The organism is Streptomyces sp. UNOB3_S3 (assembly GCF_020740895.1).
GTDB lineage: Bacteria > Actinomycetota > Actinomycetes > Streptomycetales > Streptomycetaceae > Streptomyces.
Window position 1 is genome coordinate 1 of sequence record NZ_JAILXP010000202.1, and the last position, 12,758, is coordinate 12,758.

14 protein-coding genes are annotated in these 12,758 nt (G+C 73.1%); 10 read left to right on the forward strand and 4 right to left on the reverse strand.

Annotation, left to right across the window (positions count from 1 at the left end):
* Positions 1 to 175: 175 nt before the first annotated feature.
* The 4 genes from K6I33_RS21390 to K6I33_RS21405 all read left to right on the forward strand — a co-directional run bounded on the left by K6I33_RS21390 (position 176) and on the right by K6I33_RS21405 (position 4,062).
* On the forward strand, positions 176 to 616 hold the full coding sequence (locus K6I33_RS21390; RefSeq protein ID WP_229355326.1) for a MarR family winged helix-turn-helix transcriptional regulator: 441 nt from the start codon (positions 176 to 178) through the stop codon (positions 614 to 616).
* A gap of 96 nt (positions 617 to 712) precedes the next feature.
* A complete protein-coding gene (locus K6I33_RS21395) occupies positions 713 to 1,660 on the forward strand; it encodes an MBL fold metallo-hydrolase (protein WP_229355328.1) in 948 nt (315 codons plus the stop codon).
* A 154-nt stretch (positions 1,661 to 1,814) separates the two neighbouring features.
* Complete coding sequence (locus K6I33_RS21400) at positions 1,815 to 2,843, forward strand: phosphotransferase family protein (protein ID WP_229355330.1); 1,029 nt, start codon at positions 1,815 to 1,817, stop codon at positions 2,841 to 2,843.
* 4 nt (positions 2,844 to 2,847) lie between these two features.
* The gene (locus tag K6I33_RS21405; protein ID WP_229355337.1) at positions 2,848 to 4,062 is read left to right on the forward strand and encodes an acyl-CoA dehydrogenase family protein; all 1,215 of its coding nucleotides are present in this window, start codon (positions 2,848 to 2,850) and stop codon (positions 4,060 to 4,062) included.
* Between the two features lie 67 nt (positions 4,063 to 4,129).
* Here the strand turns inward: K6I33_RS21405 and K6I33_RS21410 are convergent, their stop codons facing one another.
* Complete coding sequence (locus K6I33_RS21410) at positions 4,130 to 4,741, reverse strand: TetR/AcrR family transcriptional regulator (RefSeq protein WP_229355345.1); 612 nt, start codon at positions 4,739 to 4,741, stop codon at positions 4,130 to 4,132.
* Between the two features lie 234 nt (positions 4,742 to 4,975).
* Between K6I33_RS21410 and K6I33_RS21415 the strand changes: the two genes are divergently transcribed.
* Together K6I33_RS21415 and K6I33_RS21420 are read left to right on the forward strand one after the other, a co-directional pair.
* Positions 4,976 to 6,334, forward strand: coding sequence for a serine-threonine protein kinase (locus K6I33_RS21415; RefSeq protein WP_229355348.1), 1,359 nt, complete (start codon positions 4,976 to 4,978; stop codon positions 6,332 to 6,334).
* A gap of 179 nt (positions 6,335 to 6,513) precedes the next feature.
* Complete coding sequence (locus tag K6I33_RS21420) at positions 6,514 to 7,125, forward strand: hypothetical protein (RefSeq protein ID WP_229355350.1); 612 nt, start codon at positions 6,514 to 6,516, stop codon at positions 7,123 to 7,125.
* Positions 7,126 to 7,183: 58 nt separating this feature from the next.
* Here K6I33_RS21420 and soxR read toward each other — a convergent pair whose 3' ends face one another.
* Both soxR and K6I33_RS21430 read right to left on the reverse strand, forming a co-directional pair.
* Complete coding sequence (soxR, locus tag K6I33_RS21425) at positions 7,184 to 7,648, reverse strand: redox-sensitive transcriptional activator SoxR (protein WP_229355352.1); 465 nt, start codon at positions 7,646 to 7,648, stop codon at positions 7,184 to 7,186.
* 26 nt (positions 7,649 to 7,674) lie between these two features.
* Complete coding sequence (locus K6I33_RS21430) at positions 7,675 to 8,307, reverse strand: TetR/AcrR family transcriptional regulator (RefSeq protein ID WP_229355355.1); 633 nt, start codon at positions 8,305 to 8,307, stop codon at positions 7,675 to 7,677.
* A 143-nt stretch (positions 8,308 to 8,450) separates the two neighbouring features.
* On the opposite strand from K6I33_RS21430, the gene K6I33_RS21435 reads away from it, so the two are divergent.
* The 3 genes from K6I33_RS21435 to K6I33_RS21445 all read left to right on the forward strand — a co-directional run bounded on the left by K6I33_RS21435 (position 8,451) and on the right by K6I33_RS21445 (position 11,264).
* Positions 8,451 to 8,978 carry a DUF2165 domain-containing protein gene (locus tag K6I33_RS21435; protein ID WP_229355357.1) on the forward strand — a complete coding sequence of 176 codons (528 nt, stop codon included), beginning with the start codon at positions 8,451 to 8,453 and terminating at the stop codon, positions 8,976 to 8,978.
* A 185-nt stretch (positions 8,979 to 9,163) separates the two neighbouring features.
* A complete protein-coding gene (gene hmgA / locus K6I33_RS21440; RefSeq protein ID WP_229355359.1) occupies positions 9,164 to 10,489 on the forward strand; it encodes a homogentisate 1,2-dioxygenase in 1,326 nt (441 codons plus the stop codon).
* 28 nt (positions 10,490 to 10,517) lie between these two features.
* Positions 10,518 to 11,264 (forward strand): GntR family transcriptional regulator, encoded by a 747-nt coding sequence (locus K6I33_RS21445; RefSeq protein ID WP_229355361.1) that lies wholly within the window; start codon positions 10,518 to 10,520, stop codon positions 11,262 to 11,264.
* A gap of 122 nt (positions 11,265 to 11,386) precedes the next feature.
* On the opposite strand, the gene K6I33_RS21450 is transcribed toward K6I33_RS21445, so the two are convergent.
* The gene (locus K6I33_RS21450) at positions 11,387 to 11,677 is read right to left on the reverse strand and encodes a hypothetical protein (RefSeq protein WP_229355362.1); all 291 of its coding nucleotides are present in this window, start codon (positions 11,675 to 11,677) and stop codon (positions 11,387 to 11,389) included.
* A 239-nt stretch (positions 11,678 to 11,916) separates the two neighbouring features.
* Here K6I33_RS21450 and K6I33_RS21455 point away from each other — a divergent pair.
* Positions 11,917 to 12,758 (forward strand): serine/threonine-protein kinase (locus K6I33_RS21455; RefSeq protein ID WP_229355364.1); only part of this gene is annotated, 842 nt, incomplete at its 3' end.

Consider the following 12,758-nt stretch of genomic DNA (forward strand, 5'->3'; position numbering starts at 1 on the left):
GTAACACGCAGCATCCCTAAGGTCATGGGAGGGAGGGGTTCCTTAGGGATGCTGCGTGTTACTTCACGACGTTGATGCTTGAGATCGTCAAGCAACCAGAGCACGCTAGACCCGGATACTTCAGGTAGTCAAGTTAATGATTTAAGCCTTCAAGCTCTTTGAGTACACTTGAGCCATGACCGGCACGACCCCCCAGCCCCCGACCAAGGCCCAGCTCCTGGAGCTGGTGGCGGCGCTCGGCACCGCCCAGTGGCAGGACTTCGCGGCGGCCGCCGCCCGCCACGGCCTCACGTCCGTCCAGGCCAAGCTGCTCGCCCAGCTCAAGGGCCCGGTCCCGATGCGCGGCCTGGCCACCCTGCTGGTCTGTGACGCCTCCAACGTCACCGGCATCGTCGACCGGCTGGAGGCGCGCGGCCTCGTCCGCCGCGAGCCCGACCCGTCCGACCGCCGGGTGAAGAACGTGGTGGCCACCGACGAGGGCCGCGAGACCATCCGCCGGGTGCGGGCCGAGATGCAGGCCACCCACAGCGCGCTCGACGCGCTGGACGAGGCGGAGCGCACCACGCTCTACGGCCTGCTGGACCGGCTGCGGCCGGGGCTCGAACACCGCGCCTGACCGGCACGCACCGGACCGGCGGCCGCCGCCCGCCCGTATTCTGACGGGTGGTCCGATCCGCCCACCCCCGCGGCGGACGGTGAGGGAGGCCGGCGAATGACCAGCGCGAACACGAGAACGACCAGCGTCGACGCGGAGGGCACCGAGCCCTACACCGTCCCGCTCGCCCCGGGCGTGAGCGCCTACATCCAGCCCGACGGCGGCTGGTGCCTGAACAACGCGGGGTTCGTGACCGACGGCGAGCGGACCCTGCTCATCGACACCGCCGCCACCGAGCGCCGGGCGAAGCTGCTGCGCGAGGCCGTCCTCGCGAGCGGGGCGCCACTGCCGGCCACCGTCGTCAACACCCACCACCACGGCGACCACACCTACGGCAACTGCGTCTTCACGCCGCAGGCCACGGTCATCGGCCACGCCGACTGCCGCCGCGAGACCCTCGCGGCGGGCCTCCAGCTCCACCTCGCCTGGCCCGAGGTCGACTACGGGCACATCGAGGTCACCCCGCCCACCCTCACCTACACCGACGAGCTGACCGTCCACATCGGCGACACCGAGGTGCGCCTGCTCCACCCTGGCCCGGCCCACACGGTCGGCGACACCATCGTCCACCTCCCCGGCCAGGGCGTCGTCTTCACCGGCGACCTGATCTTCAACGGCGGGACGCCCTTCATCATGATGGGCTCCCTCAGCGGCTCCCTGCGTGCCGTGGAGACCCTGCGCGGGCTGGACGCGAGCGTGGTCGTGCCGGGCCACGGCCGGGTCACCGACCCTTCCGTCTACGACACCGTCGAGCGCTACCTCCGCTACGTCGAGGACCTCGCCCGCACCTCCCACGCCGCCGGCCGCACCCCGCTGGAGGCCGCCCGCGGCGCCGACCTCGGCGAGTTCGCCGCCCTGCGCGAGAGCGAGCGCCTGGTCGCCAACCTCCACCGCGCCTACGCCGAACTGGACGGCCTCCCGCTGGGGACGCCGCTGGACCTCCTGACGGTCCTGGGCGACATGATGACGATGAACGGCGGCCGGCCCATCGCCTGCCACGCGTAGGCGCTTCGCTGGAAGCGAGGTCATACGGCTGCGGGCCGTGCGTGGCTGCTCGCGCAGTTCCTCGCGCCCCTTCGGGGCGCCCCCCTGGACGGCATACCGACCGGTCGGCATCATGATCGGCGTCAGCAGGGAACTCCCCGTGAAGGAGCACGCGATGAGCAAGGCCAGTCCCCCGCCGGGACTCGATCCACAGCGGTTGCGCGGACACCTGGAGCGAGAGAGGCCGGGGCTGACGGCCGGGCCGCTGGAGGCCGAACTGATCGAAGGAGGGCGCTCCAACCTCACCTACGCGGTGCGGGACGGCTCCGGAGGGCGCTGGGTGGTGCGCAGGCCGCCGCTGGGCCATGTCCTCGCCACCGCGCACGACATGACCCGCGAGCACCGGGTGATCAGCGCGCTGCGCGACACCCCCGTGCCGGTGCCCGAGACGCTGCTGCTGTGCGAGGACGAGGAGGTGCTCGGGGCGCCGTTCTACGTGATGGAGTTCGTCCCCGGCACGCCCTACCGCACGGTGGAGGAGCTGGCCGCGATCGGCCCGGGCCGGACGCGGGAGGTGGTGCTCGGGCTCGTCGACACCCTCGTGGAGCTCCACGCCGTGGACCCGGCGGCGGTGGGGCTGGGGGACTTCGGGCGCCCGGAAGGCTTCCTGAAGCGGCAGTTGCGCCGGTGGGGCATGCAGCTGGAGGCGTCCCGCAGCCGTGGGCTGCCGGGGATCGACGAGCTGCGCGCGGCGCTCGCGAAGGCCCTGCCCCGCTCCCCCGCGCCCACGGTGGTGCACGGCGACTACCGGCTCGACAACGTCCTGACCGGCGCCGACGACACCGTACGGGCCGTCCTGGACTGGGAGATGTCCACGCTCGGCGACCCGCTCACCGACCTCGGGCTGCTGGTGATGTACGGCGAGCAGCGGCCCGTCCCCGGCTCGCCCGTCGCCGCCACCGGAAGCGCCCCCGGGCACCCGGACCCGGCCGAGCTCGTGGAGCGCTACGCGGCCCGCTCCGGCCGCGACGTCTCTGCCCTGCCCTGGTACACGGCCTTCGCCTACTTCAAGCTCGCCGTGATCCTGGAGGGCATCCACTACCGCCACACCCTGGGGCGGACGGTCGGCGCGGGCTTCGACCGCATCGGCGAGCTCGTCCCGCTGTTCATCGACAACGGCCTGGCCACCCTCCGGAAGGGCTGAGCGCATGGACTTCGCATTCGACGCCCGCACCGAGGAACTGCGGGCCCGGCTGCTCGCCTTCATGGACGAGCACGTGTACCCGGCGGAGGCCGTCGCCGAGGAGCAGCGGGCCGCGCTCGCCTCGCCGTGGGACGTACCGCCCGTCGTCGAGGAGCTGAAGGCGGAGGCGCGACGGCGGGGGCTGTGGAACCTGTTCTTGCCGGATGAGGAGTACGGGGCCGGGCTGACCAACCTCCAGTACGCCCCCCTCGCCGAGATCACCGGCCGCAGCCCGCAGCTCGCCCCCACCGCCCTCAACTGCGCCGCGCCCGACACCGGGAACATGGAAGTGCTGGCCCAGTTCGGCACCGAGGAGCAGAAGAAGCGCTGGCTGGAGCCGCTGCTGGCAGGGGAGATCCGCTCGGCGTTCGCGATGACCGAGCCGGACGTGGCCTCCTCCGACGCCACCAACATCGAGACGCGTATCGAGCGGGACGGCCACGCGTATGTCATCACCGGCCGCAAGTGGTACATCTCCGGTGCGCTGCACCCCGATTGCCGTGTCCTCATCGTCATGGGCAAGACCGATCCCCAGGGCGCCGACATCCGCCGGCAGCAATCGATGGTCCTGGTCCCCCGCGACGCCCCGGGCGTCGAGGTCCGCCGCGCCATGCGGGTCTACGGCTACGAGGACCACTACCACGGCGGCCACGCGGAGGTCGCCTTCGACGGCGTGCGCGTCCCCGCGGACCATCTGATCGGCGAGGAGGGCGGCGGCTTCGCCATCGCCCAGGCCCGGCTGGGCCCGGGCCGCATCCACCACTGCATGCGGCTGATCGGCATGGCCGAGCGGGCGATCGAGCTGATGTGCCGACGCGCCCTGGACCGTACGGCCTTCGGCAAGCCGCTCGCCGCGCAGGGCGTGGTCCAGGAGTGGATCGCGGACTCGCGCGTCGCGGTGGAGCAACTGCGGCTGCTGGTCCTCAAGACGGCCTGGCTGATGGACACGGTGGGCAACCGGGGCGCCCACACCGAGATCCAGGCCATCAAGATCGCCACGCCCCGTACGGTGACGGACATCATCGACAAGGCGGTCCAGCTCCATGGCGCGGGCGGGGTGGGCCAGGACTTCCCGCTGGCGGAGCTGTGGGCCGCCGCGCGGACGCTGCGGCTGGCAGACGGGCCGGACGAGGTGCACCAGCGGTCGCTGGCCCGGCGGGAGATCGAGCGCTACGCGTAGCCCCCGACCGCACCGAGCTCGTTCCGCCCGGATCCCCTCCGGGCGGAACAAGCCTCTCCACCTGCCACTACGGGCGCAGGGCCCGCAGCAGCAGGTCCGCGAGGTGGCCGGCGACCACCCGCGCGCTGAGCGCGCCGTCCGGGCGGTACCAGCTGCCCAGGTGGTGGACGGAGCCGAAGTGGTAGTCCACCACGAGGTCGGCGGGCGTGGCCCGGCTGAAGACGCCCGTGCGCTGTCCCTCCTCCACCAGGGCCCGGAACCGCTCGTGGTAGCGGCGCCGTTCGGCGCGCACCTGCTTGAGCTTCTCGGGCGAGAGGTGGTGCATCGAGCGGAAGAAGATCGTGGTGTCGTCGAGGTTCTCCAGTGTCGTCACCACGACGTCGGCCGCGGCGTCCCGCAGCCGGCGCTCGACGGGGGCGTCGGCGCCGGCGAGGGCGTCCAGCCGCTCCTGCTGGAGCCGGAGGACCCGCCCGTACACCTCGTGCAGCAGGTCGTCCTTCGAACCGAAGTAGTGGTACAGCGCGCCCTTGGTGACGCCGGCGGCCACGACGATCTCCTGGACGGAGGTCCGGTCGTAGCCCTGCTGGGCGAAGAGCCGGGTGGCGGCGGCCAGCAGGCGCTGCGGCACGGGTCTGGTGCCGCTCTCCGTCGCTCCCGCCGTCGCCGTCCTGGTGTGCATCGGCCACCACCGCCTTCCGCCGCCGTGCGGTGCCGCGCCGCCTGCGCGGCCCCCTCCGAGGATCTTGCCACCCGGGGCCGGGGGTGCGTGGGGAGTTGCCCGGGTTCGTTCGCATGCACGGGGCACAAGGGCGCGAAGCGTGGCTCACGAACGGGTGAAGACGCCCGAGGAAGGCTGGACACACCTTCTTGACGGCAGGACGATGCGCGCCAACTGACCTGGCAGGGGGGCGCCATGGCGACCATAGGTGTGCAGCCGTACTGGGAGCTGATGTTCGACGCCGAGGGGGACATGGCCCCCGGCGAAGGGGAGGCCCTGGTAAGGGGCGTGGCGGAGAACGGGATCACCGATCTGGTGGTCTTCGCCCACGGCTGGAACAACAATCGCTCGATGGCCACCGGCCTCTACGACCGCTTCTTCGCCCCCTTCCCCGCCGTGCTCGCCGACGCCCCCGCCCACTCCGCCACCGGTGGCCCCGTGCGTCTCGGCTACGGGGGCGTGATCTGGCCTTCCATGCGGTTCACGGACGAGCCCATCCCGGACTTCCCCGCCGATCGGCCCTCCGCGGCGGCCGCCGGGCCGCTGCTGGACCCGGGCACCCTGGCGGGGCTGGCCGCGGTCTTCCCCGGCGGCGAGGCCGTGCTGGACCGGCTGGCCGAGCTGCTGGAGCGGCGGCCCGCGGACCCGGAGCGGCTGACGGAGTTCGCGACGCTGGTGCGCTCTCTGGTGGCCCGGGGCCGGGGCGGCCGGGCGGCGGGCTCCGCCGCCGACCCGTACGTCCACGACCTGGACGCGGGCGCGGGCGAGCCGGAGGAGCCCGCGATGTTCACCGGGAGCCCGGAGCGGGTGTGCGCGCGCTTCGCGGACGCCCTGGACCTCGCCGGGCCGGCGCGCTCCGAGCTGTCCGGCGTGCTGGAGCGGCTGTGGGGCGGGGCGCTGGAGATGCTGCGCCAGGGGACCTACTGGGAGATGAAGCGACGCGCGGGGACCGTGGGGGAGGCGGGGCTCGGACGGCTCCTCGGGGAGCTCGCCGACGAGTGCCCCGGCCTGCGGACGCATCTGGTGGGGCACAGCTTCGGGGGGCGGCTCGTCGCGTTCGCCCTGCGCGGCCTTCCGGAGCGCGCGCGGTGTGTGTGCTCCGTCACCCTGCTCCAAGGCGCCTTCTCGCACTACGCGTTCGCGCCCCGGCTGCCGTTCGCCCCCGGCCTCGCGGGGGCGCTCAAGGATCTCCAGCACCGGGTCGACGGCCCGGTGGTCTGCTGCCATTCGCGCCACGACCAGGCGCTGGGGCTGCTCTATCCACTGGCCTCCCGGATCTCCGGGGACATGGACTCCCTGCTCGGCCTGGACCCGCCGGTGCTCTCCGACCCCCGCTGGGGCGCCATGGGCCACGACGGCGTCCAGGCCGTGACCGGCACCGCGGCCCTCGACGTAGACCGGGCCCTGACCGGCCCGTTCCCGGCCGGCGGCTGTGTGAACGTCGACGTCTCGGCGGTCGTGCGGCGCGGCGGCCCGCCCTCCGGCGCCCACAGCGACATCTGCCACCGGGAGCTGGCCCGGCTCGTCCTGCTGGCGGGGCGCCTGGTGCGCTGAGCACGGCACCGGGATCCGCCACCTTCGTGATGGGCCACATCTGTCCGCCCGATGGGGGTAGCAGAGCGGAGTCGGTGCCGTGACGCGGGCCGGGATCCGAAAATCGGATGGATCCGATCGGCCGTGCGTTACGTCCCTTCCATGTCGATCCGAGTCCGCGCCGCCGGAGGTGGGATGCAGTGGCAGGTTTCAGAGCACTAGCCCGAGAAGTGCGCAATCCACGGAACACCATCGCGCTTCGCAGGACCTCCCTGCGCAAATGCCTCGAACGCTTCGCCCCTTACGGTCACCGGGCGACCTGGCGCCATCTGTGCGCCCGCGCCGGTCTCGCCCCCGACGACCGGGCCCCCGACCCCGCGCTGCTGATCGCCGCGCTGACCGAGCTGGAGGAGGCCCGCGAGGTCTGGCTGGCGTACGAGGCCCGGTTCGCGGGCCGGCGCCGCCAGGAGAAGCACCACGGGATCCGCCAGCCGAGCGCGATCGACGACTGGTACCGCAACACCTGGGGCGGCTGTGACATCGTGCCCTGCGCGTCCCCCGACATCACCCCGGACGCCCGGCTCGCGGAGGTGCTGCGCCGGGTGATCGCGGCCATGGAGTCCGCCCCCGGCGACGCCTGCCCGGTGTGCGGGCAGGAGCGCGTCGAATGGCACACGGACCTGGAGCGCTACCCGCTGGAGGGCCCCGTCTGCGCCGACTGCGGCATCGTGGTGCCCGTCTCGGTGCTCACGCCGGCGGCACTGGCCGCGGCGCACAGGAGGACCTTCGCCGGACGGTACGCGGGGGTGTGAGAGCGCTCCCCGGACCCCTCCGGGGAGCGCCGGCCGCCCTCGGGCACACGACCGGCCGTCAGCCGGCGTCGCGCTGGCCGTAGAGGATGGATCCGTTGCCCAGGCCGCCGAAACGGTCGTCGGGGTTGGACAGCGCGCACCGGTCGAGGGAGAGACAGCCGCAGCCGATGCAGTCCTCGAGGCTGTCGCGCAACTTGCCCAGCTGCGCTATCCGGGCGTCCAGTTCGACCCGCCACGCCTCCGACAGCCGGGCCCAGTCGGCCCGGTTGGGCGTGCGCCCGTCGGGCAGCCCGGCCAGCGCCTCGCGGATCGTGGCGAGCGGGATGCCGACGCGCTGGGCCGCGCGGATGAAGGCGACGCGGCGCAGCGCGTCACGGTCGTAGCGGCGCTGGTTGCCCGAGGTGCGCCTGCTGCTGATCAAGCCCTTGGTCTCGTAGAAGTGAAGGGCGGAGACGGCCGCGCCACTGCGCGCCGAGAGCTGACCGACAGTCAGCTCGCAAACCTTCTTCGTAATCTGCGGCACGGCTCAGACTGTACGTGACGGCACTGTCAGGCCGGCCGTGGCGAGGGCTCCGGGTGGCCGGCCATGCGCAGCACCAGGCCCGCGTAGAGGTCGCCGACCTCGGCGGGCGTGCGCTCGCCCGCGGCGTTGAACCAGCGGGCGACGTCGACGCACAGGGAGAGCACGGCGAGGGTGGTGCCGCGGACGTCGGGAACGTCGAAGTCGCCCGAGGCGACGCCGTCCTCGATGATCGAGCGGACGGCGGCGTCGGTCTCCCGGCGCAGCGCGACGATCTCGGCGTGGTGCTCCTCGCCGAGCGCGCCGAGCTCGTACTGGACGACGCGCGCGGTGGTGTGGTGCTCGGCGTGCCAGCGGACGAAGCGGCGGACGGCCTCGGCGAGGCGCTCGGCCGGGGTGCCGGCGCCGTCGCGGGCCCGGCACAGGATGCCGAGGGCGAGCCGGTGCCCGATGCCGCTGATGCGGTAGAGCAGCTCCTCCTTGGTCCGGTAGTGGATGTAGAGCGCGGCGGGGCTCATCCCGGCGCGGCCGGCGATGTCGCGGGTGGTGGTGGCGTGGTAACCGCGCTCGGCGAAGGCCTCCACACCGGCCGCCAGCAGGCGGCGCGCCGCGTCGGGCGTGACGTCGGCCCACTCCTCGGTCCGTGGCGTCCGCTCGCCCATCTCGGTGCCCCGCTCTCCGGGCCCGCCCGGGCCCCGCCGACGACAAGGACGAACACCATACCCCGGGCCTGAGCAAGCGCTTAGGGCGCCCGGTCCGGGCCCGTGGCGCGTAGCGGCCCGGCCGGACGGGCATGCATGACCCCATGACCGCCGAGCGCACCCTGCCGGTGGCGGCCACGGCGCTGACCGCCACGATCGCGGTCTACATCACGCTCGTCGCCTTCGGCAATGTCACCGACTTCGGTACCAACCAGGATTTCGTCCGGCATGTCCTGGCCATGGACACGACGTTCCAGGACCGGGACCTGATGTGGCGGGCCGTCACCGACGCCACGCTCCAGAACGCCGCCTACGTGACCATCATCGTCTGGGAGACGCTGGCGGCGCTCGTGCTGCTCGCGGCCACGGGCCTGTGGGTGCGGGGGCTGCGGCACGGCGGGGCCGGCCAGGGCTTCGGGCCCGCCCGGCGAGCCACCACGCTGGGGCTGCTGATGCTCATGCTGCTCTTCGGGCTGGGCTTCGTCGCCATAGGCGGGGAGTGGTTCGCGATGTGGCAGTCCACGAAGTGGAACGGGCTCCAGGCCGCGACCCGCATGTTCACGCTCTCCGGGATCGTCCTGCTGCTGATCCATCTGCCGTCGCCGCAGTGGCGGGCGGAGCGGGCCGGCTGATCCCGGCCCGCGCGGCGTGATCACCCCGGGCCCCCGGCGGGCCCGGGCCCCGGCCCGCCCGGCGGCCGGTTCCCGCGCCCGCCCGGCGGCCGGATCTTCCGCATGCCCGGAACCGGTCCATTGACGCGCCCGGCCCGGGAATCCTACGGTCTCCCATAGGAATCCATCGGCAGTGGGAGCACGCGATGAGCGGTACGGGCAATGAGCGGGCGCGGAAGACCGCGGAGGCGCTGGTCTACTCCCCCGGCTTCGGCAACGAGCACAGCAGCGAGGCCCTCCCCGGCGCCCTGCCCCTGGGGCGCAACGCACCGCAGCGGGCCCCCCTCGGGCTCTACGCGGAGCAGCTCAGCGGCAGCGCCTTCACCGAGCCCCGCGCGCACAACCGCCGGTCCTGGCTGTACCGGATCCGGCCCTCCGCCGCCCACCCGCCCTTCGCCCGGACGGACAACGGCGCCCTGCGCGCGGCCCCCTTCACCGAGACGGTCCCCGACCCCAACCGGCTGCGCTGGAACCCGCTGCCCGAGCCGCCGGAGGGCACGGACTTCGTCGCCGGCCTGTGGACCCTGGGCGGCAACGGGGACGTCACCCAGCGCGCCGGCATGGCCGTCCACCTGTACGCGGCGAACGCCTCCATGACGGACCGCGTCTTCAGCGACTCCGACGGGGAGCTGCTGATCGTGCCCGAGCGGGGCGGGCTGCTGCTGCGCACCGAGTTCGGCCTGCTGCGCGCCGAGCCCGGCCACGTGGCGCTGATCCCGCGCGGGGTGCGCTTCCGCGTGGAGCTCCTCGACGCCACAGCGCGCGGCTACGTCTGCGAGAACTACGGGCAGCCCTTCGTCCTCCCCGACCTCGGCCCGATCGGCGCCAACGGGCTGGCGAACGCCCGGGACTTCCTGGCCCCGGTCGCCGCCTACGAGGACGTCGAGGGCCCCGTCGAGGTGATCAACAAGTTCTGCGGCAACCTCTGGACGGCGACGTACGACCACTCCCCGCTGGACGTCGTCGCCTGGCACGGCAACCACGTCCCGTACGTCTACGACCTGCGCCGTTTCAATGTGCTGGGCTCCATAAGCTACGACCACCCGGACCCGTCCATCTTCACGGTGCTCACCTCGCCGTCCGACACCCCGGGGCTGGCCGGCGTGGACTTCGTCGTCTTCGCGCCGCGCTGGCTGGTCGGTGAGGACACCTTCCGGCCGCCCTACTTCCACCGGAACGTGATGAGCGAGTACATGGGGCTCATCGAAGGCGCGTACGACGCGAAGGCGGAAGGCTTCGTCCCCGGCGGCGGCTCGCTGCACAACATGATGTCCGCCCATGGACCGGACCGGGAGACCTTCGAGCGGGCGAGCGCCGCCGAGCTGGCGCCCCAGAAGATCGACGACGGCCTCGCCTTCATGTTCGAGACCCGCTGGCCGCTGACCCTCACGGCGCAGGCGGCGGGGGCCGACCACCTGCAGACGGGATACGACCGGGTGTGGCAGGGTCTGGAACGCCATTTCCGTCAGTGACACCCCGCTCGCAGAGCCCGGAGCCCCCGTGACCTTCGCCCCCGACTCCCTCGCGCTCAACCGCAAGCTGCCGCTGTGGTACCAGGTGTCGCAGTCGCTGCGCGCCTCGATACTGGGCCGGCGCCCGGACGACCCGCTGCGCCTGCCCACCGAGGACGCGCTGGCGGCGCACTACGGCGTCAGCGTGCTGACCATGCGGCAGGCGCTCAAGGAGCTGGAGGCGGAGGGGCTCATCACCCGGCACCGCCGGCGGGGCACGTTCATCGAGCCGAGCGCCCGGCGCGGCTCGCCCGTACGGCTGCTGGGCTCGGTGGACACCATCGTCGCCCAGCAGTCCGGCGAGCACACGGCCGTTCTCGGCCACGGCCCGGCCCCGGTCCCGGCCGAGCTGGCCGAGCACTTCCCCGGCCTGGACGAGGCGGTCGCCTACCGGCGGCTGCGCCATGACGAGGCGTCGGGCGAGCCGACGAACTGGGCGGAGAACCTGGTCCGCCCGGAGCTGGCCGAGCACATCGACGTCGCGGACCTCACCCGCTGGCCCATGACCAAGGTGCTGCGCGACGTGGTGGGGGTGCGCATCAGCCGGATCACGGACACCGTCGAGGCACGGCTGGCCGACCCGGAGACGGCCCGGCTGCTCCAGGTGCCGCTGCTCAGCCCGATCCTCCACTACACGGGCGTCACCTACGACGAGGACGGGCGGGCCGTCGACGTGGCCCGCATCCACTACCGGGGGGACCGTTTCTCCTTCACCGTCACCCTCGACGCGCACTGAGGAGATTGTGCGAACGTCCGGGGACGGCGGCGGACCGGAAGGTGTCGGGGGGATGCCGAGGGGTGCCGATCGACCGGCCCCGGGGAAAGGGCAGGCCGTACGGGAACGGGCCGGGGCCGGGGTCAGGCGGGAGAAGTGGTGCTACGGCTGCCGAAGAGCGAGCGGCGCAGCCGCCGCAGCGGGGCGAACAGGGAGACCCGGGCGGTACGGCTCTGGCTCTTGCTGCGGCCGGCGCGGACGTGGTCGCGCGAGGTGATCTCGCGCATCAGCACCGTCGCGCCCTCGACCTCGCGCTGCGGCAGGGCGGGCCCGCCGAGCACCGCGAGATGACGGTCGAGGCGCGCGCTCGACGCACCGCTTCCGTAGCTGACGGCAGGCACACGCGGCCTGCTCCGCATCGCTATCTGATCCATTCGACACTCCCCACCCGTACGAGGCACCCGGCCCAGGCAGGGTAACCCTATCGCCCCATCGCGTCACCCGCGCATCGGCGGGGCCGATTCACCACCCCGTCAAGGGCGTTGACAGGCATGACGTGAACCTGCCGTTACCGACAGCGAGTTGAACAGGACAATACGGTACCGAACAGGGGGCAATCACGCTCCGTTGCGGTACATTCACCCCGAATTGCTCTCGGGGGAGGGACGGACGCATGGACGTGGGTTCCGGCGCCGGACGGGTGCTGGCGGGCCGTTACCGGCTGCTGGGCGAGCTGGGGCAGGGCGGCATGGGCGTGGTATGGCGCGCCCGGGACGAGGTGCTGGGCCGGGAAGTGGCGGTCAAGGAGGTCCGGGCGCCCGCCGGGCTGCCCGCCCCCGACGTACGGCAGCTCTACGCCCGGCTGGAGCGCGAGGGACGCGCGGCGGCCCGGATCTCCCACCGCAACGTCGTCACCGTCCACGACGTGGTCACCGAGGAGGGCCGGCCCTGGATCGTCATGGAGCTGGTGCGCGGCCTCTCCTTCGCGGAGGTCCTCCTGGCCGAGGGGCCCATCCCCCCGGTACGGGCGGCGCGGATCGGAGCGCAGGTGCTCGCCGCGCTCCGGGGCGCGCACGCCGTGGGTGTACTCCACCGCGACGTAAAACCGGGAAACGTACTCATCGCCAACGACGGGCGTGTCGTCCTCTCCGACTTCGGCATCGCGATGATCGAGGGAAGCTCGGCGCTGACGGCGACGGGCCAGCTGGTGGGCTCCCCCGAGTACCTCGCCCCGGAACGCGCGCTGGGGCACCCGCCCGGGCCCGAGTCGGACCTCTGGTCGCTCGGCGTGATGCTCTACGCGGCCGTGGAGGGCTACTCCCCCTTCCGGCAGGACACCCCGCTCAGCACGCTGCGCGCCGTCGTCGACGCCGAGCTCCCGCCGCCGCGCCGCGCCGGGCCGCTCGCGCCCGTCCTGGGCGGGCTGCTCCGCAAGGACCCGGCGCTGCGGCTCGGCGCGGAGGAGGCGGAACGGCTGCTGCGGACGGTGGCGGCGGGGAGCGTGCCGCGGGTGGA